The 22,668-nt window shown below is 74.5% G+C and carries 23 protein-coding genes; 9 read left to right on the top strand and 14 right to left on the bottom strand.

Annotated elements, in window-relative coordinates; all coding sequences use genetic code 11:
- Positions 1-30: 30 nt before the first annotated feature.
- Together GA0074696_RS11495 and metF are read right to left on the bottom strand one after the other, a co-directional pair.
- The gene (locus GA0074696_RS11495) at positions 31-720 is read right to left on the bottom strand and encodes a CDP-alcohol phosphatidyltransferase family protein (protein ID WP_088961093.1); all 690 of its coding nucleotides are present in this window, start codon (positions 718-720) and stop codon (positions 31-33) included.
- 44 nt (positions 721-764) lie between these two features.
- Positions 765-1,682: a methylenetetrahydrofolate reductase [NAD(P)H] gene (gene metF, locus GA0074696_RS11490; RefSeq protein ID WP_088961092.1), complete on the bottom strand. Its 918-nt coding sequence runs from the start codon at positions 1,680-1,682 to the stop codon at positions 765-767.
- 275 nt (positions 1,683-1,957) lie between these two features.
- On the opposite strand from metF, the gene GA0074696_RS11485 reads away from it, so the two are divergent.
- Together GA0074696_RS11485 and GA0074696_RS11480 are read left to right on the top strand one after the other, a co-directional pair.
- On the top strand, positions 1,958-3,352 hold the full coding sequence (locus tag GA0074696_RS11485; protein ID WP_197700829.1) for a helix-turn-helix domain-containing protein: 1,395 nt from the start codon (positions 1,958-1,960) through the stop codon (positions 3,350-3,352).
- A gap of 9 nt (positions 3,353-3,361) precedes the next feature.
- Positions 3,362-4,444, top strand: coding sequence for a polyprenyl synthetase family protein (locus GA0074696_RS11480; protein WP_088961091.1), 1,083 nt, complete (start codon positions 3,362-3,364; stop codon positions 4,442-4,444).
- A gap of 123 nt (positions 4,445-4,567) precedes the next feature.
- Here GA0074696_RS11480 and GA0074696_RS11475 read toward each other — a convergent pair whose 3' ends face one another.
- Positions 4,568-4,957 carry an Rv2175c family DNA-binding protein gene (locus tag GA0074696_RS11475; protein WP_088961090.1) on the bottom strand — a complete coding sequence of 130 codons (390 nt, stop codon included), beginning with the start codon at positions 4,955-4,957 and terminating at the stop codon, positions 4,568-4,570.
- Between the two features lie 143 nt (positions 4,958-5,100).
- Here GA0074696_RS11475 and pknB point away from each other — a divergent pair, with 143 nt between their 5' ends.
- Together pknB and GA0074696_RS11465 are read left to right on the top strand one after the other, a co-directional pair.
- Positions 5,101-7,083, top strand: a complete 1,983-nt coding sequence (pknB, locus tag GA0074696_RS11470) for a Stk1 family PASTA domain-containing Ser/Thr kinase (protein WP_088961089.1) — start codon at positions 5,101-5,103, stop codon at positions 7,081-7,083.
- A 2-nt stretch (positions 7,084-7,085) separates the two neighbouring features.
- On the top strand, positions 7,086-7,937 hold the full coding sequence (locus GA0074696_RS11465) for a deoxyribonuclease IV (protein WP_088961088.1): 852 nt from the start codon (positions 7,086-7,088) through the stop codon (positions 7,935-7,937).
- A 306-nt stretch (positions 7,938-8,243) separates the two neighbouring features.
- On the opposite strand, the gene GA0074696_RS11460 is transcribed toward GA0074696_RS11465, so the two are convergent.
- From GA0074696_RS11460 to GA0074696_RS11450, 3 genes are all read right to left on the bottom strand, one after another.
- Positions 8,244-9,281: a threonine aldolase family protein gene (locus GA0074696_RS11460; RefSeq protein ID WP_088961087.1), complete on the bottom strand. Its 1,038-nt coding sequence runs from the start codon at positions 9,279-9,281 to the stop codon at positions 8,244-8,246.
- Between the two features lie 44 nt (positions 9,282-9,325).
- Positions 9,326-10,732, bottom strand: coding sequence for a class II 3-deoxy-7-phosphoheptulonate synthase (locus GA0074696_RS11455; RefSeq protein WP_088961086.1), 1,407 nt, complete (start codon positions 10,730-10,732; stop codon positions 9,326-9,328).
- A gap of 68 nt (positions 10,733-10,800) precedes the next feature.
- Complete coding sequence (locus GA0074696_RS11450) at positions 10,801-11,283, bottom strand: hypothetical protein (protein ID WP_088961085.1); 483 nt, start codon at positions 11,281-11,283, stop codon at positions 10,801-10,803.
- Positions 11,284-11,481: 198 nt separating this feature from the next.
- Here GA0074696_RS11450 and GA0074696_RS11445 point away from each other — a divergent pair, with 198 nt between their 5' ends.
- The gene (locus GA0074696_RS11445) at positions 11,482-12,456 is read left to right on the top strand and encodes an AraC-like ligand-binding domain-containing protein (RefSeq protein ID WP_088961084.1); all 975 of its coding nucleotides are present in this window, start codon (positions 11,482-11,484) and stop codon (positions 12,454-12,456) included.
- A 67-nt stretch (positions 12,457-12,523) separates the two neighbouring features.
- Here the strand turns inward: GA0074696_RS11445 and GA0074696_RS11440 are convergent, their stop codons facing one another.
- The gene (locus GA0074696_RS11440; protein WP_088961083.1) at positions 12,524-14,161 is read right to left on the bottom strand and encodes a glycosyl hydrolase family 18 protein; all 1,638 of its coding nucleotides are present in this window, start codon (positions 14,159-14,161) and stop codon (positions 12,524-12,526) included.
- A 142-nt stretch (positions 14,162-14,303) separates the two neighbouring features.
- On the opposite strand from GA0074696_RS11440, the gene GA0074696_RS11435 reads away from it, so the two are divergent.
- Positions 14,304-14,792 (top strand): glutathione peroxidase, encoded by a 489-nt coding sequence (locus tag GA0074696_RS11435; RefSeq protein WP_088961082.1) that lies wholly within the window; start codon positions 14,304-14,306, stop codon positions 14,790-14,792.
- Between the two features lie 126 nt (positions 14,793-14,918).
- On the opposite strand, the gene GA0074696_RS11430 is transcribed toward GA0074696_RS11435, so the two are convergent.
- Positions 14,919-15,722: an SGNH/GDSL hydrolase family protein gene (locus tag GA0074696_RS11430; RefSeq protein ID WP_088961081.1), complete on the bottom strand. Its 804-nt coding sequence runs from the start codon at positions 15,720-15,722 to the stop codon at positions 14,919-14,921.
- 238 nt (positions 15,723-15,960) lie between these two features.
- Between GA0074696_RS11430 and GA0074696_RS11425 the strand changes: the two genes are divergently transcribed.
- The gene (locus GA0074696_RS11425) at positions 15,961-16,647 is read left to right on the top strand and encodes an NADPH-dependent F420 reductase (protein ID WP_088961080.1); all 687 of its coding nucleotides are present in this window, start codon (positions 15,961-15,963) and stop codon (positions 16,645-16,647) included.
- A gap of 133 nt (positions 16,648-16,780) precedes the next feature.
- Here the strand turns inward: GA0074696_RS11425 and GA0074696_RS11420 are convergent, their stop codons facing one another.
- Entirely contained in the window at positions 16,781-17,329 is a 549-nt protein-coding gene (locus tag GA0074696_RS11420) for a GNAT family N-acetyltransferase (RefSeq protein ID WP_088961079.1), read from the bottom strand.
- Between the two features lie 9 nt (positions 17,330-17,338).
- The gene (locus GA0074696_RS11415; RefSeq protein WP_088964502.1) at positions 17,339-17,821 is read right to left on the bottom strand and encodes a GNAT family N-acetyltransferase; all 483 of its coding nucleotides are present in this window, start codon (positions 17,819-17,821) and stop codon (positions 17,339-17,341) included.
- A 147-nt stretch (positions 17,822-17,968) separates the two neighbouring features.
- Between GA0074696_RS11415 and GA0074696_RS11410 the strand changes: the two genes are divergently transcribed.
- Complete coding sequence (locus GA0074696_RS11410; RefSeq protein WP_088961078.1) at positions 17,969-18,835, top strand: DUF4397 domain-containing protein; 867 nt, start codon at positions 17,969-17,971, stop codon at positions 18,833-18,835.
- A complete protein-coding gene (locus tag GA0074696_RS11405) occupies positions 18,832-19,512 on the top strand; it encodes a class F sortase (protein WP_231925334.1) in 681 nt (226 codons plus the stop codon). The genes GA0074696_RS11410 and GA0074696_RS11405 overlap by 4 nt, the downstream gene beginning before the upstream one ends.
- A gap of 53 nt (positions 19,513-19,565) precedes the next feature.
- On the opposite strand, the gene GA0074696_RS11400 is transcribed toward GA0074696_RS11405, so the two are convergent.
- The 4 genes from GA0074696_RS11400 to GA0074696_RS11385 form a co-directional block, all read right to left on the bottom strand.
- Complete coding sequence (locus GA0074696_RS11400) at positions 19,566-19,916, bottom strand: DUF2203 domain-containing protein (RefSeq protein WP_088961077.1); 351 nt, start codon at positions 19,914-19,916, stop codon at positions 19,566-19,568.
- Positions 19,917-20,010: 94 nt separating this feature from the next.
- Complete coding sequence (gene proC / locus GA0074696_RS11395; RefSeq protein WP_088961076.1) at positions 20,011-20,829, bottom strand: pyrroline-5-carboxylate reductase; 819 nt, start codon at positions 20,827-20,829, stop codon at positions 20,011-20,013.
- A gap of 73 nt (positions 20,830-20,902) precedes the next feature.
- Positions 20,903-21,931, bottom strand: a complete 1,029-nt coding sequence (locus GA0074696_RS11390) for a 6-phosphofructokinase (RefSeq protein WP_088961075.1) — start codon at positions 21,929-21,931, stop codon at positions 20,903-20,905.
- 180 nt (positions 21,932-22,111) lie between these two features.
- Positions 22,112-22,615: a pyridoxamine 5'-phosphate oxidase family protein gene (locus GA0074696_RS11385; protein ID WP_088961074.1), complete on the bottom strand. Its 504-nt coding sequence runs from the start codon at positions 22,613-22,615 to the stop codon at positions 22,112-22,114.
- Between the last annotated feature and the right edge of the window lie 53 nt (positions 22,616-22,668).

The raw sequence follows: 22,668 nt of genomic DNA, 5'->3' as shown, positions 1-22,668 counted from the left end.
CGCGCCGCCCGGCGGTGGGCGACGAGCGGGTCAGCCGGCGTCGATCAGGGCGCGGCGCACGGTCGACAGCAGCTGTCCCAGGCCGAACCCGGCCAGTAGCACCCAGACCGCGGCGGCCATGGTGATGGTGCCGGCGGCCAGGTCCGGGTCGATCAGGCCGGTCAGGCCGGCCAGCAGCAGCCCCACCAGGGCCACGCAGACCCGGGTCGGGCGCTCCCCCACGGTCACCGCGCCGATGTCGCGCATCCCGGCGGCGACCGCGCGGGCCCGGACGTACTCGTGCAGCCAGGACAGCGCGCCACCGGCGACGACCAGCACCCCCGGCGCGCCGACCAGCCAGAACGCGGCCAGCCAGGCGATCTCACCGAGCCGGTCGGCGAGCGAGTCGTAGACGTAGCCGAGGCGGGTGGTCCGGTTGGTGGCCACCGCCACCGCCCCGTCGACGCTGTCCGCCACCGAGGCGAGCAGCACGAACAGCGCGCCCAGGATCGGCCCGTTCACCGACCGTACGGAGAACAGCGGCACGCAGAGGCAGAGCAGCACCCCGGCGACGGTCACCGCGGTCGGGGTGATCCGGAGCCGGCCCAGGATGTATCCCACGTGGTAGGCGAAGCGCAGCCAGGCCCGGACCACCGGCGCGGCGGCACGCGGGTCGAAGCCGCCGTGCAGCCGGGCCCAGGCGGTCGCGTAGTCGTCCCACTTCAGCTGTGTGCCCACCATCGGTCAACCGTCGCGGCGTGGTTCAGGTGGCGGGGTGCCCGCGGTCACACCCGGGCGCCGGCCTGGAGACTGCGCCAGACCTCCCGGGTGGCGGTGGACCGGTTGAGGGTGATGAAGTGGATCCCCGGCACCCCCTCGTCCAGCAGCTTGGCGCACATCTCGCTGGCCTGCTCGATGCCGAGCCGACGCACCGCCTCCGGGTCGTCGGCCACCCGCTCGAAGCGCTCGGCGAGGGCGGGCGGGAAGGGCGCCCCGGACAGCTGCACGGACCGCTCGATGGTGCCGATCTGGGTCACCGGCATCACGCCGGCCAGGATCGGGGTGTCGCAGCCGGCGGCGGCGACCCGGTCCCGCAGCCGCAGGTAGTCGTCGGCGTCGAAGAACATCTGGGTGATCGCGAACTCGGCGCCGGCCCGGCACTTGCGGACGAAGTACGCGGTGTCACTGGCCACGTCCGTCGAGCGCGGGTGCTTGTACGGGAAGGCGGCCACGCCGACGCTGAAGTCGCCGGCGTCGCGGACCAGCCGGACCAGTTCCTCGGCGTAGAGCACGCCCTTGGGGTGGCGGACCCACTCGCCGCCCGGGTCGCCCGGCGGGTCGCCGCGCACGGCGAGCACGTTGCGCACCCCGACGCCGGCCAGCCGGCCGATGACGTTGCGCAGCTCGGCGACCGAGTGGTTGACCGCGGTCAGGTGGGCCATCGGCAGCAGGGTGGTCTCGGTGGCGATCCGCTCGGTCACCGCCACCGTGGTGTCCCGGGTCGACCCGCCCGCGCCGTAGGTGATGGACACGAACGAGGGACGCAGCGACTCCAGCTCCCGGATGGCCTGCCAGAGCAGCCGCTCGCCCTCGGGCGTCTTGGGCGGGAAGAACTCGAAGGAGAAGGTCGGCTGGCGCTCACGGATCAGCTCCCCGATCGCCGGCTGGGGATTGGGGAGGACGGAGGGAAGACCGAGCGCCACGACCCGACTCTAGCGGGCGGCGGCCCGCCGACCCACGATCTTCCCATTGCGGCATCGACGGCCGTCGCCGAACACCGGCGGACCGCTCGGCGCGGCGACGCACGACGGGTCCGACGCGACGTCGTACCCCCGGGGTAGACAGGAGCCAGCGCGGGTGGCGCCGGTCGGGGCCGGCGCCCGGGGGCACGCGCGGGGGTCAGCACCGACCGACGGCGCGCCGGTCCCGTCCCGCGGGGCGGCCGGCGTCGCCGCGCCGACGCCCGACCGGAGGACCGATGACCCCGCCCGACCCGCGCCTGCTCGGGCCGCTGATCGCCCAGCTACGGCTGGCCCGCGGCTGGAGTCAGCAGCGGCTCGCCGCCGAGCTCTGCGCCGCCGCCGGCGCGGCCACCGTGACCCGGCACGAGATCTCCCGCTGGGAGCGCCAGGCCCGGGTGCCGGGCGACCGCTGGCTGCGCCGGCTCGCCCTCGTGCTCGACGCGCCGGCCGCGCTGCTGGTCGAGGCCGCCGGGCGCAGCCGGCACCACGGCCCGGTGGGGGCGGGCGGGTCCCGATCCCGGTCGGCCCTGCTCGCGCTGGCCCAACGCTGGGTGGCCGACCCGCACGCTCCGCTGCTGGTCGCGCCGGCGGCGCACCGGTCCGCCCCGGTGGGCGCACCCGGCGGGTCCGACCCGGGCGGGCCGGCCGGGCCCGGCGAGCTGGCCGAGCTGCGCCGGCTCGACGATCTCACCGGCGGCGCCGACCTGGCCCCGGCCGGGGCGTACCGGCTGCGGCGGGCGGTTCGGGCGCTGGCCGGGGCGGGTCCGGCCGAGCGGCGACGGCTGCTGCCGGTGCTGGCCGAGACGGCCCAGCTCGCCGGGTGGCTGCACGCCGACGCCGGCCATCCCACCGTCGGGCTGGACGCCTACCGGCTCGGCCTGCGGGCCGCCGCGGCGGCCGGTGACCCGGCGCTCGCCGGGCACGTGCTCGGGTCGGCCAGCCATCTGCTGGCCGGGGCCGGCGACCCGGAGGGCGCGCTGCTGCTGGCCCGCACCGCGTACGCGGGGGCCCGGCGGTCGGCCGGTCCGGGGCTGCGGGCGCTGCTGCTGCACCGGGTGGCGCTGGCGGCCGCGCTGGGCGGGCGGGCCCGGGCCGCCCGGCAGGCCCTGGACGCGGCGCGGCAGACGGCCGGCGCGGTCGAGCCGGGCGCCGAGCCGGCCTGGCTCTACTGGCTCGACGACACCGAGCTGGCGGCGATGACGGGCCGAGCCCTGGTCGCGCTCGGCCGACCCCGGCCGGCGCTGCCGCTGCTGCGCGCGGCCCGGCGCGGTGGCCGGCCCCGCCGGGCGGCGGTCTACGGCGGCTGGCTGGCCCGCGGCCTGCTCCAGCTCGGCGAGGTGGAGCAGGCCTGCGCGGTGGCCGGGGCCGCGCTGCTGGACGCGGTCCGCGCCGGGTCGGCGCGGGCCGCGACCCCGCTGGTCGAGCTGGAGCGGCGGCTGGCCGCGCACCGCACCGAGCCGGCGGTACGCCGCTACGCCGCGCTGCTCGCCGACGCCCGCGGCTTTCTGCCCCGTGGCCCGGTCACCGCCCCCTCCCGACCGCCCGCGCCGGGGCGGCGGGGCGGCCCGTCGGGCGCGGCGGGCGCGACGCGCCGGGCCGGTGGGGGGACGCGGCCAACCCCGACCGGCTAGCGTCGGTACGTGACCCACGCTGCTCCCGTCTCCCCCGTCGACCGCGCCGGTCTGCGTCAGCGCGTCGACAAGGCCCTGGCCGAGTTCCTGGCCAACCAGCGCACCTGGATGACCGGCGTCGACGACGCGCTGGTGCCCGTCGCCGAGGCGATCGAGGCGTTCGTGCTGGGCGGCGGCAAGCGGCTGCGCCCGGCGTTCGGCTACTGGGGGTACCGGGGCGCCGGCGGGGTCGACTCCGACCACGTGGTGACCGCGCTGGCGGCGTTGGAGTTCGTGCAGGCCAGCGCCTTGATCCACGACGACCTGATGGACCGCTCCGACACCCGTCGCGGCGAGCCGGCGGTGCACCGGCGGTTCGCCGCCCGGCACCGGGCGGCCGGCTGGGGCGGCGATCCGGACGGGTTCGGCGACGCCGCGGCGATCCTCCTCGGCGACCTCTGCCTGGTCTGGTCGGACGAGCTGCTGCACTCCGCCGGCCTGGAGCCGCGGACGGTGGCCCGGGCCCGGCCGGTCTTCGACGAGATGCGCACCGAGGTCACCGTCGGGCAGTACCTGGACGTGCTGACCCAGGTCACCGGGGACACCTCGCTGGAGCGGGCCGGGAAGGTGGCCCGGTACAAGTCGGCCAAGTACACGGTCGAGCGGCCGCTGCTGCTCGGCGCCGCGCTGGCCGAGGCGTCGGCGGACGTCCGGGCGGCCTACTCGGCGTACGGGCTGCCGCTGGGCGAGGCGTTCCAGCTCCGCGACGACGTGCTGGGGGTCTTCGGTGACCCGGCGCAGACGGGCAAGCCGGCCGGCGACGACCTGCGCGAGGGCAAGCGCACCTACCTGGTGGCGGCGGCCGTGGAGGCGACCGACGACGCCGGTCGCGAGCTGCTGCTCGGCCAGCTGGGCGATCCGGGGCTGGACGAGGCCGGGGTGGCGCGGCTGCGGGACCTGATCAGCGCCAGCGGCGCGCTGGCCCGCACCGAGCAGCGGATCGTCACCCTCACCGACGCCGCGCTGGCCGCGCTGACCACCGTCGACCTCGACACCGAGGCCCGCCAGGCCCTGGTCGATCTCGCCATCGCCGCCACCCGCCGCGCCGACTAACCCCACCCCCGCCCCCCGCCCCCTCCCGCCCCAGCAAAGTTGATCATGAAGTTATTGCCACCGACACCGGCGCGTCGGGGGCAACAACTTCATGGTCAACGGGGCGAGGGAGCCGGGGAGGGGTCAGAAGCCGAGGGCTTGGGCGCGGCGTTTGACCTCGCGGGCGTGGTCGCCGCCGAGGGTGGCCGCGGCGGTGCCGCCGGAGAGGGTGTCGTCGGGCTCGTAGAGCCAGCGCAGGGCGGCCTCGTCGTCGTAGCCGGCGTCGGCCAGCAGGTTCAGCACGCCGGGCAGGTGCTTGAGCACCGTCTTGTTCGCCACCAGGTCGACGGGAATCCGGCGGACACCGTCGCGGCGGACGGCGATCAGCTCCCGGTCGCGGATCATCTGGTGGACCTTGCTGATCGGCAGCTCGAGGCGCTCGGCCACGTCGGGCAGGGTCAGCCAGGCGGCCGGGTCGGACGGGCCGGCGAGAGCGGCGCCGGAAGCCTGGTCGGCGGGTACGGAATCGGTCACCCGACCACCCTGCCACGTCGCCCCGGCCCGGGCGCAGCGGCACCCCGGGTGGCCTGCGACAGCACGGCGGGACGGACCGGATCGTGTCCCGGCTGTAGCATCCTGTTCAACCTTCACCCTCCGGACACATAGACTGCCTGCCGATGGACACACAGGTCGCCGACACGTTGCTGGGCTCGCTGCTCGACGGGCGTTACCGCATTCGCGGGCGCGTCGCGCGCGGCGGGATGGCGACCGTGTACACCGCCACCGACGAGCGCCTGGAGCGCACCGTGGCGGTCAAGATCATTCATCCGACCCAGGCACCGGAGGCCCGCGGTCGGGCGGCCGGGTTCATGGCGCGGTTCACCGACGAGGCGAAGACGATCGCCCGGCTGACCCACCCCAACGTGGTGGCGGTCTACGACCAGGGCACCCACGGCGGGCTGCCGTACCTGGTGATGGAGTACGTCCGCGGCCGCACCCTGCGCGACGTGCTGGCCGAGCGGCGCCGGCTCAACCCGGACGAGGCGTTGGCGATCATGGAGCAGATGCTCGCCGCGATCGCCGCCGCGCACCGGGCCGGGTTGGTCCACCGGGACGTGAAGCCGGAGAACGTACTGGTCGCCGAGGCGCCCACCGGCGGCGTGGCGAACCTCGTCGACAGCGTGGTGAAGGTCGCCGACTTCGGCCTGGCCCGCGCGGTCGAGGCCAGCGCCGAGGAGGAGAGCGGCAACCAGCTCATGGCGACCGTCGCGTACGTGGCGCCGGAGCTGGTCACCGACGGGCACGCCGACCCCCGCACCGACGTCTACTCCGCCGGAATCGTGCTGTTCGAGATGCTCACCGGGCGGGTCCCGTACGACGGGGACCGGCCGGTGGACGTCGCCTGGCAGCACGTCGACCGGGACGTTCCGGCCCCGTCGACCCTGGTACCCGCGCTGCCCAAGGTGCTCGACGACCTGGTCGCGCGGGCCACCCGGCGCGACCCCGGCGCCCGCCCGACCGACGCCGGCGCCCTGCTGGCCGAGGTGCAGGTGGCCCGGGACGACCTGGGCAATCCGAACACGCACACCGCCGTGCTGCGCCAGGTGGGCGACGAGACCTCGGCGGTGGCCCAGCCGACCATGGTCGTGGCGGCGGTCCACCCGGCCCAGCGGCCGGCCTGGGCGCGCCTGCCCGAGGGGGCCCAACAGCGGCCGCACCGCCGTCGGGCCGCCCCGGAGTCGGACCTCGGGGCCCGGTTCGCCGCGCTGCGCACCCGCCTGATGGGCAGCCAGCGCGGCCGGCTCTCGGTCGCCGCCGCGGTGCTGGCGCTCGGCCTGCTCGCCGCGCTCGGCGGCTGGTGGGTCGGGGTGGGTCGCTACACGGTCGCCCCGGAGCTGGTGAGCCTGAGCAAGGCCGAGGCGCAGGCGCAGGCGGACCGGGCCGGCTTCACCCTGGCCTACGCCGAGCCCCGCTACGACGAGAAGACCCCCCGGGACAGCGTCGTGGCGCAGGATCCGGTCTCGGCCGCCAAGATCCTCAAGGGTGGCACCATCACGCTCACCCTGTCGCTGGGCCCGGAGCGGTTCCCGGTGCCGGACGTGGTGGGCAAGGAGTTCGAGCTGGCCGAGGCGGACCTGACCAGCGCGAAGCTGCTGGTGGCCAAGGGCGCCCCCCGCTACGACGACAATCTGCCGGCCGGGGTGGTGCTGGAGACCAACCCGAAGGTCGGCGCCGAGGTGAAGCCGGGCACGAAGATCACCCTCATCCTGAGCAAGGGCCGGGCGCCGATCTCGGTGCCGAACCTGCTCGGCAAGAACGTCAACGAGGCGCGGGCTACGCTGGCCCAGCTCGGCCTGGTGCCGGTCGAGACGTACAAGGACTCGGACAAGCCGAAGGACGAGATCCTCGGGCAGAGCCCGGCCAACGGCGCCGGGGTCGAGAAGGGCGCCCAGGTCCGGCTGGAGGTCAGCAAGGGTCCGGCCCAGGTGATCATGCCCCGGGTGGTCGACCTGCCGTGCCCGCAGGCCAAGCAGCAGCTGGAGAGCCAGGGCTTCCCGGTGACCGTGCAGTTCAACCCGAACGGGATCGTCCGGTTCCAGAACCCGCCCGAGAACTCACCGGTGCCGCCGGCCACGCCGGTCACCATCGGGTGCCTGTGACCATGCGACCCGTCGGCTCACACACCCCCACCTCGGGCGGACTGGCCCGGGCGGCCCTGCCGTACGTCGACGCGGCCGGCTCCGAGGTGGTGCAGGTCTACGTCTCCAACTCGCGCGGCTGGGCGCTGCCGGCCGGCGACCCGGCCCAGGACATGCTCTTCCGGGACGGCTGCGCCGAGCGGGGTGTCCCGGTCTTCATCCACGCCTCGCTGCTGGTGAACCTCGGCTCCCCGACGGCGGCGACGGTGCAGCGGTCGGCGGAGACCCTGGCGCACGCGCTGCGCCGCGGCCGGGCGATCGGTGCCCGGGGCGTGGTGTTCCACGCGGGCAGCGCGGTCGACGCGGGGCACGCCGAGGCCGCCATGCGACAGGTCCGCGAGACGCTGCTGCCGTTGCTGGACGAGGCTGCGGCCGCGGGCGGGCCGATGCTGCTGGTCGAGCCGAGCGCGGGCGGGGGTCGCTCGCTGGCCTCGCGGGTGGAGCAGCTGGGTCCCTACCTGGACGCGGTGGACCGGCACCCCGGGCTCGGCGTCTGCTTCGACACCTGCCACGCGTGGGCGGCCGGGCACGACCTGGCCGCCGAGGGCGGCATGACGGCGACGCTGGACGCCCTGGTGGCGACCGTCGGGGCGGACCGGCTGCGGCTGGTGCACGCCAACGACTCCAAGGACCTGTGCGGTTCCACCCGGGACCGGCACGAGAACATCGGCAAGGGCAGTATCGGTGAGCCCGCGTTCGCCGAGCTGATGGCCCACCCGGCCACCGCCGGCGTCCCCGTGTTGGTGGAGACCCCCACCGAGAAGCACGAGGGCCACGCCGCCGACATCGCCACCCTCAAACGCCTCCACCCCTGACCCACCCGCGCGCAGGCCGCCGGTCCCGCCCCGCGGGGCCCGCTCGGCTCAACCCCACCGGCCCGACTCGACCCGGTCGGGCCCGACCCGGCTGGACCGACCGGTTGATCAAGAAGTTTGCGTCAGTTCCGGCCCGGATCCTGACGCAAACCTCTTGATCACCGTGGCGGGCGGGCACGGGCAGCGCGGGCGGGCACGGGCAGCGCGGGCGGGCACGGGCAGCGCGGGCGGGCACGGGCAGCGTGGGCGGGCAGGCGCAGCCGAGCCCCGGCCGGGTGGGCGCGGGGCTCGGGTGCGCCAGGTGGGTCAGGCGCGCAGCAGGCGGGTGAGGATCTCCACCGCGCGGTCGATCCCGGCGTCGTCGACGTCCATGTGGGTGACCAGGCGGGCGGTGCGCGGGCCGAGCACCGAGACCAGCAGGCCCTCGGCGCGGGCGGCGGCGGCCAGGGCCTTCGCGTCCAGCGGGTGCTTGGTCAGGTCCAGCGGGACCAGGTTGGTCCGGACCGGCGCGGCGAGCACCCCGAACGGGGCGACCGCCTCGGCCAGCCGGGCGGCCTTGGCGTGGTCCTCGGCGAGCCGGGTGACGTGGTGGGCCAGCGCGTACCGGCCGGCGGCGGCGAGGACGCCGACCTGGCGCATGCCGCCGCCCATCCGCTTGCGGATGAACCGGGCCCGGTCGATCTTCTCGGCGCTGCCGAGCACCAGCGAGCCGATCGGGGCGCCGAGGCCCTTCGACAGGCAGACCGAGAGCGTGTCGAAGAGCGCGCCGTACTCGGCCAGCGGCACCCCGTCGGCGACGTGCGCGTGCCAGATCCGGGCCCCGTCGCAGTGCAGCGCGAGCCCGTGGTCGTCGGCGACCCGGCGCAGCTCGCGCAGGGTGGTCAGCGGGATCACCCCGCCGCCGCCCCGGTTGTGGGTCTGCTCGACGGCGATCGCCCGGGTGGGGACCGCGAAGTAACCGTCGGGCCGCACCATGCCGGCGACCACGTCCGGGTCGATGTCCGCGCCGACCGCCGGCCAGGTCCGCGAGGAGATCCCGCCGTACGCGGCGGCGGCGCCGATCTCGTACGTGACGACGTGCGCGTCGGCGTCGCAGAGCAGCTCGTCACCGGGGGGCACGACGAGCTGGAGGGCGATCTGGTTGGCCATCGAGCCGGTCGGGGCGAACAGCGCCGCCTCGTGCCCGAAGAGCGCGGCGACCTCGGCCTCCAGCGCGGCGACCGTCGGGTCCTCGCCGTAGACGTCGTCGCCGACCTCGGCGGTGGCCATCGCCTCCCGCATCCCGGCGGTGGGCCGGGTCACCGTGTCGGACCGCAGGTCGATGAAACTCTCAGCCACAATCATCCTTTCGGCTGCCGACGGCGGGGCTCGCAAGCTCACTCCTCGCGTCAGCCACGCAGCATCTCCGCCACCAGGAAGGCCAGCTCCAGCGACTGCTGGGTGTTCAGTCGCGGGTCGCAGGCGGTTTCGTACCGATCGGGCAGGTCGAGGTCCTCGATGCCCTGGGCGCCGCCGAGGCACTCGGTGACGTCCTCGCCGGTCAGCTCCACGTGCAGGCCGCCCGGGTGGGTCTCCAGGCCGCGGTGCACCTCGAAGTAGCCGAGCACCTCGTCGACGATCCGGTCGAAGTGTCGGGTCTTGTAGCCGTTGGACGACTCGTGGGTGTTGCCGTGCATCGGGTCGCACTGCCAGACGACCTTGGCGCCGGCGGCGGTCACCTTGGCCACGATCGGCGGCAGCGCGTCGCGGACCTTGTGGTTGCCCATCCGGCTGATCAGGGTGAGCCGGCCGGGGACGTTGTCCGGGTTGAGCTTCTCGCAGAGCTCGATGGCCTCGTCCGGCGTGGTCGTCGGGCCGAGCTTGACGCCGATCGGGTTGGCGATCCGGGAGATGAAGTCGATGTGCGCCCCGTCGAGCTGCCGGGTCCGCTCGCCGATCCACAGGAAGTGCCCGGACAGCCCGTACGCCCGGCGGTCGGAGACCCGGGTGAGCGCCCGGTCGTACTCCAGGGCCAGGGCCTCGTGGGAGCAGTAGAGGGTGACGGTGCGCAGCGCCTCGTCCTCGGTCATCCCGCAGGCGCGGATGAAGGCCAGCGCCCGGTCGATCTCCCGGGCGATCGCCTCGTAGCGCTCGCCGGCCGGGGAGTTCTTGACGAAACCCTTGTTCCAGTCGTGCACGGCGTGCAGGTCGGCCAGCCCGCCGGCCAGGTACGCGCGGAGCATGTTCATCGCGGCCGCCGAGTTCGCGTACGCCCGGATCATGCGCTGCGGGTCGGCGATCCGCGCCTCCGGCGTGGCCTCCAGCGCGTTGATCATGTCGCCGCGGTACGCGGGCAGCCCACGGGCGTCGGTCGGCAGGGACCGGGGCTTGGTGTACTGGCCGGCGACCCGGGCGACCTTGACCACCGGCAGCGAGGCGCCGTAGGTCAGCACGATCGCCATCTGGAGCAGGGTGCGGGCGTTGGCCAGCAGGTGACTCTCGGTGTTGTCGGCGAAGGTCTCGGCGCAGTCGCCGCCCTGGAGGAGGAACGCCTTGCCCTCGCAGACCAGCGCGAGGCGCTGCCGGAGCCGGTCGACCTCGTAGGGCGCGACCACCGACGGTACGACGTCGAGCACCTTGCAGACCTCGGCCACCTGCGCCGGGTCGGGCCAGGGCGGGGTCTGTTCCCGGGGCAGGTCCCGCCAGCGGTCCAGGCCGAGGGCCGCGTCCTCGGCGGAGTCGACGGTGGGTCGGCTGGTCTGCAGCCCGGGGCTGCTCACGGCGGGGTAGCTCAGCTGATGCCACTCATGGCGCATGAGGGAAAGCGTACGGCGACGGTCGCGGTGACCCGCCGTCGAGGGTGACGGTTCCGGCAGATGGGAGGTCAGGGAGTGACCGACGGCTCCGGGGTGTGCCCGCCGGGCGCTTCGCCGGAGATGCACCAGTCGGCGCCGCTGCGGGTGACCGTGAACAGCAGCGGCCGGGCCACGTCCCGGGCGCCGACCGAAACGGTCACCGAGGCGCTGACCTCCTGCCCACGCGGGCCGGAGCGCACGTCGGTGATGGCCGCCTTGGGCACCTCGAAGTGGTCGGCGAAGTCGCCGTTCGGGCCGGTTGCCGCCGCGTCGAAGGCCTGCTGCATCGGCGCGCAGAGCTGGCTCCGGCCGGCCGCGACGTCCTTGGCGGCCATCGCGTCGAGGTAGGCCTGCACCCGCTCGCGGGACTTGGTGGCGGCCTCCTCGGCGGGGGCGCGTCCGATCGCGGGACCGTCGCCCGCGTCGTCGTCGCCGCCGATCCCGCAGCCGAGCAGGGACAGCGGCAGCAGTGCCAGCGCGGCGACGCCGGCGGCGCGGTTCCTCGGGCGCATGGTTCCTCCCCTCGCTGCGGACATCGAGAGATGCCGAGCGGCGAGTCTGTCACATCGACCGGGCCGGGAGTTGCGGCGGGGCCGGAGCGCCTGCCGGGGCACCGTCGCCTCGCGCACCCCGGCGGACCCTGGTTAGTCTGCGGTGGTCGACGCGCCCGGGCGCGTCGCCGTGGCAGGAGGTGACCGCCCATCCTTTCCGTGGCGTCGGTCGACACCGGGTGGCTGCCACCGGCCGAGCGGTTCGACTTCTGGCAGGACCTGGTCGCCCGGGAGTCGGTGCCGGCCCGGATCAGCAGCGACCACGCCGCCGACTTCACCGCCTCGGCGCGGGTGGTCGACCTGGGCGTGGTCCGGCTCGGCGTGTGGCGGTACCCGTCGCTGGAGCTGCACCGGACGCGTCGGATGATCCGCAGCACGGATCCGGAGCTGTACCAGCTCGCCCTGCCGCTGTCCGGGCACGGCGCGGTGTCGCAGCAGCGGCGGCAGTCGCCGCTCGCCCCGTCCGGCTTCGCCTTCGTCGACACCGTCCGCCCGCACGGGTCGTCGCACCGGACCGACGGGACGGCCGCCGGCCCGCTGCGCACGCTGACCGCGCTGGTGCCCCACGCGGCGCTGCCGCTCCCGGCGCACCGGATCGAGGAACTGCTCGCCGCCGAGCTGCCCGCCGGCAGCGGGATGGGACTGCTGCTGGCCCGCTTCTTGCGTCAGGTCGCCGACCACCCCGAGCAGTACGCGCCGACCGACGCCGCCCACCTCGACCAGGTCGCCCTGGCGCTGATCGCCGGCACCCTGGCCGGCCGGCTCGACGACGAACACGCCCTGCCGATGGACGTCCGGGTCACCGGGCTGCGTACCCGGATCGAGGCGTTCGTGCAGCGGCACCTGGCCGACCCGGAGCTGACCCCGGCCGCGGTGGCCGCGGCGCACCACCTGTCGCTGCGGTCGCTGCACCGGCTCTTCGAGGGCACCGGCACCACGGTGGCCGGCCTGATCCGCGCCCGCCGCCTGGAGAGCTGCCGGCGCGACCTGGCCGATTCCCGGCTGGGCGGCCTGTCCGTGCACGAGGTGGCCGCGCGCTGCGGGTTCCGCGACCGGGCCCACTTCAGCCGGGCGTTCCGTGCCCGGTACGGCGTGTCCCCGCGCGAGCACCGGGAGTGGGCCGCCCGGCGGTGAGCGCACGCGGGCGGGGAGGGACCGTGGTGTCCCTCCCCGCCGTGTGGGTGGTGCGTCGGCGCTCGGCTCAGCCGAGACCGCCCTTGATGGCGCCGATCAGCTCGCCGTTGCCGGTGTCACCGGAGAGCTCCCAGAAGAAGGCGCCACCGAGGCCCTGGTTCTTCGCGTAGGTCATCTTGCCGCCGATGGTGGACGGGGTGTCGTAGCTCCACCAGTTGCTGCCGCACTTGGCGTACGCCGTGCCGGCGATGGTGCCGGTGGCCGGGCAGGTGTTCTTGAGGACCTTGTAGTCATCGATGCCCTGCTCGTAGGTGCCCGGGGCGGGGCCGGTGGCGGTGCCGCCCGGAGCGGTCTGGGTGACCCCGGTCCAGCCCCGGCCGTAGAAGCCGATGCCGAGCAGCAGCTTGCTGGCCGGGATGCCCTTGGCCTTGAGCTTCTGGATCGCGGCGTCGGACCAGAAGCCCTGCTGCGGGATGCCGGTGTACGAGGTGAGCGGCGAGTGCGGGGCGGTGGGGCCCTGCGGGTTGAAGGCGCCGAAGTAGTCGTACGTCATCGGCATGAGCCAGTTCAGCGACGACGCCGCGCCGGCGTAGTCGGTGGCGTCGATCTTGCCGCCGGTGCTGCCGTCCGCGGTGATGGCGGCGGTGACCAGCGCGCTGGAGCCGAACTTCGACCGCAGGGCGCCGACCACGTTCTTGAAGGCGTTCGGTCCGCTGCTGTCGCACTGCAGGCCGCAGGCGTTGGGGTACTCCCAGTCGACGTCGATGCCGTCGAAGACGTCGGCCCAGCGCGGGTCCTCGACGAGGTTGTAGCAGCTGTCGGCGAAGGCGGCGGGGTTCTGCGCGGCCTGGGTGAAGCCACCCGACCAGGTCCACCCGCCGAAGGACCAGATCACCCTCAGGTGCGGGTACATCTTCTTGAGCTTGCGCAGCTGGTTGAAGCTGCCGCGCAGCGGCTGGTCCCAGGTGTCCGCGACACCGTCCACACTGTCGGCCGCGGTGTACGCCTTGTCGTAGTCGGCGTAGCTGTCACCGATGGTGCAGCGCCCGCCGGTGGTGTTGCCGAAGGCGTACAGGACGTGGGTCAGCTTGGCCGCGGACCCGCTGGTGTGGATGTTCTTGACGTGGTAGTTGCGGCCGTAGACGCCCCACTCGGCGAAGTAGCCGACGACCTTCTTGTCCCCGGTCGGCGGGGGCGCGGTCGGCGACACCGTCGGCGAGGTGGTGGGCGAGGCAGTGGGCGACGCGGTCGGCGACGCGGTCGGCGAGACCGTGGGCGAGGCGGTCGGCGAGGTGGTCGGGGTGCCCCCGCCGCACGGCGCGCCGTTGACGGTGCAGTTCAGCGGCGCCTTGTACGCCCCGGTGCCGTTGTAGCCCCAGCTGAAGCTGGCGCCGGGGGCGAGCGGGCCGGCCCAGCTCTTCTTGACCGCGACGTAGTGGGTGCCGCTGCTGGTGACGTCGGCGTCCCAGAAGCTGCTGATGGTGGTGCCCGACGGCAGGTCGAACTCGATGCGCCAGGTGTCGACGCTGACGCTGGAGCCGTTGGCGACGGTCACGCGGGTCTCGTGGCCGGTCCCCCAGTCCTGCACCTTGGCGAACGTGGCGGTCACGCTACCGGCGCCGAACGCCGAGGTCACCGGCACCGCGGCGACGGTCAGCGCGACCACGGCGCCGGCCCAGAGGGCGCGACGGAGCGATCTCTTCATGTGGCACCTCCTCCAACAGTTAGGAAACTTTCCAGAAGATGGGGAGACGCTACTCACGCTGTCATCACTTCGTCAAGATGTGCATTTATCGATTTCCCACGGGTCGCGGCGGCGCGCCGGCCGGGGCGCGTAGCCTCGCGACATGACCGTCTTCGACATCGAGATAGACGCCCTGGCCGGCGGCCCGGCCGACCTGGCCGCGTACCGGGGCCGGGCGCTGCTGGTGGTGAACGTGGCCTCCCGCTGCGGCCTCACCCCGCAGTACGCCGGCCTCCAGGAGCTCTACACCACGTACGCCGACCGGGGCCTGGTCGTGCTCGGGGTGCCGTGCAACCAGTTCGCCGGGCAGGAGCCGGGCACGGCCGACGAGATCGGCGACTTCTGCCAGGTCAACTACGGGGTCACCTTCCCGCTGACCGAGAAGGTCGACGTCAACGGCCCGGCGCGGCACCCGCTCTACGCGGAACTGGTCGGCACCCCCGACGCCGAGGGGCACACCGGGGACGTGCGGTGGAACTTCGAGAAGTTCCTCGTCGCGCCGGACGGCACGGTCGCGGCCCGGCTCGCCCCGACCGTCACCCCGGACTCCGCCGAGCTGCGCGCCAGCATCGAGAAGGTCCTGCCGGCCTGAGCCGCCGCCCGGCAGCCCCGGCCGGCGCGGGCCGGGGCGCGGCGTCGTCCACCCCGGACGAAGGCGCGACCGCGCCGCCCACCGGTCGGTGGGCGGCGCGGCGCCGCCGGGGGCGGCGGTGGCGGGTCAGCCGGCCGCCGAGCGGAACACCGGGTAGTAGCCGCCGGACTGACCGGCCGCCGTCGGGTGGTACGAGATGCCGATGTTGGTGTAGTTCAACGCGTGCAGCCACTTCTCCCCGTAGCTGCACAGCTGGTGCCCGACGAAGATCGATCGGACGTCGGCGAAGGTGAAGCCGGCGGTGGCCGCAGCGCTGCGGGTGATGTCGTCGACCAGGTTGATGCCTTCGTTGATCTTCGCGCGGGAGGTGGCGCTGAGCCCGACGCAGAGCGTGCCGAGCTGGTAGAAGACCGGGTAGCCGACGACCACCACCCGGGCGGACGGGGCCCGGCTGCGGATGCCGTTGTAGACGGTGGCCAGCAGGCCGGCCAGCTGCGCCCGGGCCTTGTCCTCGGCGGCCTGCACCGCGGCCACGCACTGCGTCTCACCCTGCAGCACGCAGGTGGTCATGATGCTGGAGAAGCCGACGTCGTTGCCGCCGACGGTGACGCTGACCAGCGTGGTGCTCGCCGACAGCGCGGAGAGCTGGGTGTTGGTCACGCTGGTGGTGGTCGCCCCGGAGCAGGCCACCGAGCGGTACGCGGCGGGCTTGATGTTGGTGTTGTACAGCGCCGGGTACGCGCTGGTGCTGCGCTGGCAGGAACCGCTCTCGGCGGTGTAGTTCCCGGCGCCGACGCCGGAGGCGTACGAGTCGCCGAGGGCGATGTACTGGTCGCTGGGGGATGCCTGGGCGGGCACCGCGATGCCGAGCGTGACGCCGAGGGACGCGGCGAGGCTCAGGGCGAGGGTCATGAAACGGGATCTCCGCACGTCGCACTCCTGGGGGTGGGAAGTGGTGGTGTGAGATAGATATCAATTGATCGGTGCGGGTCGGAAGATCACCGATTGCGCGGCAGGTGCAGATAGATACTTAGCGATACAAACCATTGCCAGTGATGCGATCGATGATGAAGGATTCCTCCACGGGAGGATCCGTGCGCGCCGCCGGCCGAATAACCAAGCACGGCGGTGGGGAATGCCGACGTCCACACCGGAGTTGGCAACGGACATGACAACTGTGGGACTGATCGGCAGCGGCAACATCGGTGGCACCGTGGCCCGGCTGGCGGTGGCCGCCGGTCACGACGTGGTGCTCAGCAACTCGCGCGGACCGGAGACGCTGAAGGACCTGGTGGCGGAGCTGGGCCCACGGGCCCGAGCGGCCACGCCGGCCGAGTCCGCCGCGGCGGGCGACCTGGTCGTGGTCACCATTCCGCTGCGGGCCTACCGCGAGGTGCCCGCCGCGCCGCTGGCCGGCAAGACGGTCATCGACACCAACAACTACTACCCGGAGCGGGACGGGCACTTCCCGGAGCTGGACGACGAGTCGACCACCACCAGTGAGCTGCTCCAGGCGCACCTGCCGGAGTCCCGCGTGGTCAAGGCCTTCAACAACATCTACTTCGCGCACCTGCACGCCCTGGCCCGCCCGGCCGGGGCCGCCGAACGCAGCGCGCTGCCGATCGCCGGCGACGACGCCGGCGCCAAGGCCGCGGTGACCGCGTTCCTCGACTCGCTCGGGTACGACGCCGTCGACGTCGGGCCGCTGGCCGAGGGCTGGCGGTTCCAGCGGGACACCGCCGCGTACGCCGGCCTCTACTCGGCCGACCCGGCCGACTGGGAGCGGCCCGCGCCGAGGAACGCGGAGCAGGTCCGGGCCGCGCTCGCCGCCGCCCGCCGCTACGCCGACAGCTGAGCGGCGACGCTCCACCCGGTGGCGGTGCCGGTCCGGCACCGCCACCGCTGCGGGCCGGCCCCCGTCCCGGCCGTCCGGGGCCGCACCCGGAGCAGCCCCAGCCACCCGGGGTCGGGCGCTGGACGGGCCGGCGTCAGGCCGGCGAGCGCCACTCGGCGGCGAGCACCGACCAGACCTCGATGTCGATCCGGCCCGCCGGGCCCGGGTAGAGCTGCCGCAGCGTGCCGTCCCGGCGCATGCCGAGCCGCCGGGCCACGGCGATGCTGCGCGTGTTGGTGGCGTTGGTGCGCCACTCCACCCGCTGGATGCCCCGCTCGCCCACCGCCCAGTCGACGATCCGGCCCACCGCGCGGGTGACCAGCCCCCGACCCTCGGCCGCCGGCTCCAGCCAGCAGCCCGCCTCACAGACGCCGAGCGCCGCGTCGAACGACACGAACATCACCCCGCCGACCAGGACGCCGCCGTCCCAGATCCCCCAGATGCCACCGGCGTCGCGCGCCCACAGGTCGGCGTAGCGACGCAGCACGGTCCGGGCCGAGTCGAGGTCGGTGGCCACGAAGGACGCGCCGACCCAGGGCGCGATGTGCTCCCGGGCCCGGTCGAGGTGGGCCAGGAACTCCTCCGCGCACCAGGGCGACAGCGGGCGCAGCTCGGCGGAACCGGTCAACGGCAGGGCGAACACGGCGACTCCTCAGGACGCGGGCAGGCTCAGGCGCAGGGTGGGGCCGGGGGTGTCCCGGAAGCCGAGCGAGCGGTAGAGCGCCTCGCCGGCCACCGACGCCCGCAGGTCGATCTTCAGCACGCCGCGGTCCCGGTACCAGTCGAGCAGGCCCGTCATGCAGGCCCGCGAGTAGCCGCGCCGCCGGTACCCCGGATCGGTGACCACGTTGAAGACGTAGCCGGTCAGTCCACTGGGGTTGCCCGGCCCGCCCAGGCGACGCTCGATGGTGCCGGTCGCGCAGGCGGCGAGCACGCCGGGCCGGTCGGGAGCGTCCACCACGAAGACGGCCATCAGGTCCACCGGGTCGGCGAGCCGCTCGCGCAGCACCTCGCGGGCGGCCGGCTGCCACGGCCCGGGCGGCGGCTCCGCCCCGTCCATCGACGCCAGCATCACCCCGCGCAGCCGGACGATCTCCGCCGCGTCACCGGGTCCGGCCCGCCGCACCTTGATCATGACCGGACGGTACCGCACCCCGGCGGCCGGGTGTCGCAGGTGATTCCGCTGGTCGGGAACGGCCACGACACGCGCGTCGGGAGTTGCGCGGCAGTCCCTTGAACGAGACTCTATGACCGGTCCCCTGACACGCCTCGGAGGCGACGTATGCCCCAGCTCCGTACCGCGCCCCGCCGGCTGGTCGCCGCCGCCGGGGCGCTGCTGCTCGGCGCCGCGCTGACCGCCGCCGCCACCCCACCCGCCCGGGCCGCCGCCGGCCAGGACGTCGGGTACGTGCGCCTGGCGCACCTCTCCCCCGACACCCCCGCCGTGGACGTCTACCTCTCCGCGCCGGGCGTTGCCGAGCCCCGGGTCTTCCCCGCCGTCGGCTACGGGGTGGTCTCCGCGTACCTGCCCCTGCCCGCCGGCCGGTACGCGGTGGCGATGCGCGAGGCGGGCGCCCCGGCCAGCCAACCACCGGTGCTCACCACCGAGGTGGCCGTCGAGGCCGGCGCGGCGTACACGGTCGCCGGGGTGGGCCGGCACGCCGACCTCGGCCTGCGGGTGCTCGCCGACGATCTCAGCGCCCCGACCCCCGGGCAGGCCAAGGTCCGCGTCGTGCAGGCGTCGGTCCGGGCGCCGGTGATCGACGTCGCGGCGACCGACGGGCCGGCCATCGCCGACGCCGTCCGCTTCGCCACCACCACCGACTACCGCGAGATCGATCCGGGACGCTGGCGGCTGCGGCTGGGCGGGGACAACGGCCCGACCACGGACGCCGAGGTCACCCTCAGCGGCGGCCGGGTCTACTCGCTGCTGGTGCTGGACGGCCGGCGCGGTGGGCTCGTCACCGAGCTGCGCGAGGACGCCCGGGGCGGGGCGGTCACCCCGGCCGGCGGGGTGGCGGCGGGAGCCGGTGGGCTGGCCGGGCGGGGGCTCGGGGCGTACCCGATGGTGGCCGGCGCCCTGCTCGCGGCGGCCGTGGTGGTCGGGGCGGCGCTGCTGGTGCGGCGCCGGCGGCGACCGGTCTGGTGACCAGCCGGCCCGGCTTCGCGATCCGGCGGCACCGCGACCGCCGGGCGCCGCTGGCCGCGCTGGTCGCGGCCGGCGCGGCGGTCTGCCTCGCCGCCGGCACCGGCGTCGGGCTGGCCGGCGAGGCCGCGCCGGTGCCGCCGGCGAGCTGGCGGCCGGGCTGCGTCGACGGTTGCGCGACGACCGCCGCCCCGCTGCCCGCGCCGCACGGTCCCCCCACCCGGGTACGCGTCGCGCGGATCGGCGTCGACGCCGACCTCGCGGTGCTCGGGCTGGACGCGGCCGGCCAGCTGGTCCCGCCCGCCGACTACGACCGGGCCGGCTGGTACGGCGGCGGCCCCGCGCCGGGCGACCCGGGGCCGGCGGTGATCGCCGGCCACCTCGACTCCCGCCGGGGGCCGGCCGTCTTCGCCCGCCTCGGTGAGCTGCGCGCGGGCGACCGGATCGAGGTCTGGCGCGGCGGGCAACGGCTGGCCTTCCGGGTCACCGGGTCGCTGCGCACCCGCAAGGACGCCTTCCCCACCGCCACCGTGTACGGCCCCACCCCCGGCCCGGAGCTGCGTCTGGTCACCTGCGGCGGTGACTTCGACCGGCGCTCCGGCCACTACCGGGACAACGTGGTGGTCTTCGCGGTCGCCGCGCCGCCGGCCGACCCGCTCCCCCGCTCGGCGGCCGACTGAGCGGCAGACCGCTCGGCGGCCGGCGATGCGTCAGACCGGCGGCCGGCGGTGCGTCAGACCGGTCGACGGCCGGCGAAGCCGCACTCGGCGCGGTGGTACCAGCGCACGTCGGTGTCCCCCTCCAGCCAGCACCACAGCACCGGCCGGCCGTCGCGTTCGCCGGGGAAGTCCAGCAGCACCGGGGCGATGCCCTTGACCTGGATGTCGTGTCCGTTCAGCTCCTCCAGCACGGCGTGCAGCCGGGCCTCCAGCCCCTTCACCTCGGCCCGGCCGCCGAGGGCCGAGACCCCCGAGGCCGCCAGGTCGGCGCGGAGTTCGGCGAGGTCGGCACGGAGCCGGATCAGCTCGTCGACGCGGGGGCGCAGGGTGGCCACCAGGTGCCGGGCCTGGGCGAGAGTGAACACCCGGCAAGTATGGGCCACCGGGACGCCGTCGAGCGGCCCAGCCCGCGCCCGGAGCGCTCCGGGACGAGGTGCCCCGGCCCGCCCGCCGGCGGGCTCAGTCGGCCTGGGCGGCCAGCTCGCGGGCCCGGTCGCGGGCCGCCTCCAGGGCGGCCAGCATGGCCGCGCGGACGCCGTGGTTCTCCAGTTCACGGATGGCGGAGATGGTGGTGCCGGCCGGTGAGGTGACCGCCTCGCGCAGCTTCACCGGGTGCTCCCCGGAGTCGCGCAGCATCACCGCCGAGCCGATCGCGGTCTGCACGATCAGCTCGTGCGCCACCTGCCGGGGCAGGCCGAGCAGGATGCCCGCGTCGATCATGGCCTCGACCAGCAGGTAGAAGTACGCGGGACCGGAGCCGGAGAGCGCGGTGACCGCGTCCTGCTGGGACTCGGGCACCCGGATGGTGGCGCCGAGCGGAGTGAACATCTCCTCGGCCAGCTCCAAATGCGCGCCGGTGGCGTGCGCGCCGGCCGAGATGGCGGTCATCGCCTGGTCGACCAGGGCCGGCGTGTTGGTCATCACCCGGACCACCGGGGTGCCCTCGGGCAGCCGGCGGGCGAAGAAGCCGGTGGGCAGGCCGGCGCAGAGCGAGATGACCAGCTTGTCCGGCGGAACCTTGGGGCCGATCTCGTCCAGCAGGGTCGCCGCGTCCTGCGGCTTGACCGAGATCGCCAGCACCGCCGCCTCCTCGACCGCGGTGAGGTTGTCGACCACCCGTACGCCGTACCGGGCGGTCAGCTCCTCGGCGCGCGCCGGACGCCGGGCGGTGGCCAGCAGCCGCTCCACCGGCCAGCCGGAGCGCAGCAGCCCGGAGAGCATCAGCTCGCCGATCTTGCCGGCGCCGATCACGGCGACCGTGTGCCTGCCCGGTGCCATCGCTGTGGTACCCCTTCCGTCACGGTGGCCGGCGGCGCGGCGGGTGTTCCGCCACGCCACCGGCACCGGGCGATCAGCTGCCGAAGAAGACCTCGGCCTCGGCGTACCGCTCCAGCGGCACGGTCTTCAGCTCAGCCGTGGCGTCGGCCAGCGGCACCCGGACGATGTCGGTGCTCTGCATCGCGACCATCTTGCCCCAGTCGCCCTCGTGCGCCGCGTCGATCGCCTGGAGGCCGAGCCGGGTGGCGAGCACCCGGTCGAAGGCGGTCGGGGTGCCGCCGCGCTGGATGTGGCCCAGCACGACAGTGCGGGCCTCCTTGCCGGTCTTCGCCTCCAGCTGCTCGGCGAGCCACTGGCCGATGCCGCCGAGGCGGACGTGGCCGAACGAGTCCAGCTCCTGGTTGTGCAGGACCATCTGGCCCTCCAGCGGCTGCGCGCCCTCGGCGACCACCACGATCGGGGCGTACTGGTGCTGGAAGCGCTTCTCGACGTAGCCGGCGACCTGCTCGACGTCGAACTGCCGCTCCGGCAGCAGGATCACGTTGGCGCCACCGGCCAGGCCGGCGTGCAGGGCGATCCAGCCGGCGTGCCGGCCCATCACCTCGACGACCAGGGTGCGGTGGTGGCTCTCCGCGGTGGTGTGCAGGCGGTCGATCGCCTCCATCGCGATGTTGACCGCGGTGTCGAAGCCGAAGGTGTAGTCGGTGGCGCCGAGGTCGTTGTCGATCGTCTTCGGCACGCCGACCACGTTGACGCCCAGCTCGTGCAGCTTGGTGGCGACCCCGAGGGTGTCCTCGCCGCCGATCGCGATCAGCGCGTCCACGCCCTGCGCGGCAAGGTTCTCCTTGATCCGTTCCACGCCGTTCTCGATCTTGAACGGGTTGGTCCGGGACGAGCCGAGGATGGTGCCGCCGCGCGGCAGGATGCCGCGGACCTCCGCGATGCCCAGCGGCTTGGACAGGCCCTCCAGCGGGCCCTTCCAGCCGTCCTTGAAGCCCACGAACTCGTGACTGTAGGTGGCGACGCCCTTGCGGACCACCGCCCGGATTACCGCGTTGAGACCTGGGCAGTCGCCGCCGCCGGTGAGCACGCCGATACGCATGATCTGCTCATCCTCCTGGAGCATCAGGTGAAGCCCGGATAAGCCCCAGGATATGCGTCAGATCAGACCATCGGCGCCGTTGCCGGCCCGGGGCGGGCCGTCAGTGCGCACTGTAGTCGGCGCGGGGGTCCGCCGACACCGCGCCCCGGCCCCGTTCCATCCGCCGAACCGACCTACCGGTCAGTAGCTGACCTCGTGGTTCTCGCCCGCCTTCGGTGGCCTGCCGGTCACCGCCGCCTTGGCGAACCCGAGCAGGTTGACCACCGCGCCGCCGGGCGAGTCCCAGTACTCGGCGGAGTTGGCGTGCACCTTGATCAGCGTCAGGCCGGGGGTGTCCAGGCCGTCCGGGAACCAGGTCTTCAGCAGCGGGTTCCACAGCTGCTCGGCCTTCGCCCGGTCGTAGCTCTCCTGGGCGGTGCCGGAGACCGACACCCAGGCGTCGTGCCGCTGGTCGGAGAAGGCGACGTTCACCTCCGGGTTGACCCGGATCTGGCGCACCTTCGGCGAGTCCGCGTAGGCGAAGAACCAGAGGTCGCCGTCGAACTCCGCCTCCTGCAACGCCATCGGCCGGCTCACCATCCGACCGTCGACGCCGATGGTGGTCAGCATGCAGATCCGAGCCTGTCGGATCAGCTCGGTCACGCGGCGGCGGGCCTCGGCGGCGCTGGTCGGGTCACTGCTCATCGTGAACTCCCTCGCATCGGCTCGTCGAACCGGTGCCCAGGACAGAACGGGTC

Origin of the sequence: Micromonospora purpureochromogenes (assembly GCF_900091515.1) — a bacterium.
GTDB lineage: Bacteria > Actinomycetota > Actinomycetes > Mycobacteriales > Micromonosporaceae > Micromonospora > Micromonospora purpureochromogenes.
This window is presented reverse-complemented; position numbering and strand designations above follow the sequence as displayed.

What these genes read in the sequence shown, in the direction of transcription:
- GA0074696_RS11495 (WP_088961093.1), bottom strand. Translation starts at nt 720, where the DNA reads ATGGTGGGCACACAGCTGAAGTGGGACGACTACGCGACCGCCTGGGCC.
- GA0074696_RS11485 (WP_197700829.1), top strand. Translation starts at nt 1,958, where the DNA reads ATGACCCCGCCCGACCCGCGCCTGCTCGGGCCGCTGATCGCCCAGCTA.
- pknB (WP_088961089.1), top strand. Translation starts at nt 5,101, where the DNA reads ATGGACACACAGGTCGCCGACACGTTGCTGGGCTCGCTGCTCGACGGG.
- GA0074696_RS11465 (WP_088961088.1), top strand. Translation starts at nt 7,086, where the DNA reads ATGCGACCCGTCGGCTCACACACCCCCACCTCGGGCGGACTGGCCCGG.
- GA0074696_RS11460 (WP_088961087.1), bottom strand. Translation starts at nt 9,281, where the DNA reads ATGATTGTGGCTGAGAGTTTCATCGACCTGCGGTCCGACACGGTGACC.
- GA0074696_RS11455 (WP_088961086.1), bottom strand. Translation starts at nt 10,732, where the DNA reads ATGCGCCATGAGTGGCATCAGCTGAGCTACCCCGCCGTGAGCAGCCCC.
- GA0074696_RS11450 (WP_088961085.1), bottom strand. Translation starts at nt 11,283, where the DNA reads ATGCGCCCGAGGAACCGCGCCGCCGGCGTCGCCGCGCTGGCACTGCTG.
- GA0074696_RS11440 (WP_088961083.1), bottom strand. Translation starts at nt 14,161, where the DNA reads ATGAAGAGATCGCTCCGTCGCGCCCTCTGGGCCGGCGCCGTGGTCGCG.
- GA0074696_RS11435 (WP_088961082.1), top strand. Translation starts at nt 14,304, where the DNA reads ATGACCGTCTTCGACATCGAGATAGACGCCCTGGCCGGCGGCCCGGCC.
- GA0074696_RS11425 (WP_088961080.1), top strand. Translation starts at nt 15,961, where the DNA reads ATGACAACTGTGGGACTGATCGGCAGCGGCAACATCGGTGGCACCGTG.
- GA0074696_RS11415 (WP_088964502.1), bottom strand. Translation starts at nt 17,821, where the DNA reads ATGATCAAGGTGCGGCGGGCCGGACCCGGTGACGCGGCGGAGATCGTC.
- GA0074696_RS11410 (WP_088961078.1), top strand. Translation starts at nt 17,969, where the DNA reads ATGCCCCAGCTCCGTACCGCGCCCCGCCGGCTGGTCGCCGCCGCCGGG.
- proC (WP_088961076.1), bottom strand. Translation starts at nt 20,829, where the DNA reads ATGGCACCGGGCAGGCACACGGTCGCCGTGATCGGCGCCGGCAAGATC.
- GA0074696_RS11390 (WP_088961075.1), bottom strand. Translation starts at nt 21,931, where the DNA reads ATGCGTATCGGCGTGCTCACCGGCGGCGGCGACTGCCCAGGTCTCAAC.
- GA0074696_RS11385 (WP_088961074.1), bottom strand. Translation starts at nt 22,615, where the DNA reads ATGAGCAGTGACCCGACCAGCGCCGCCGAGGCCCGCCGCCGCGTGACC.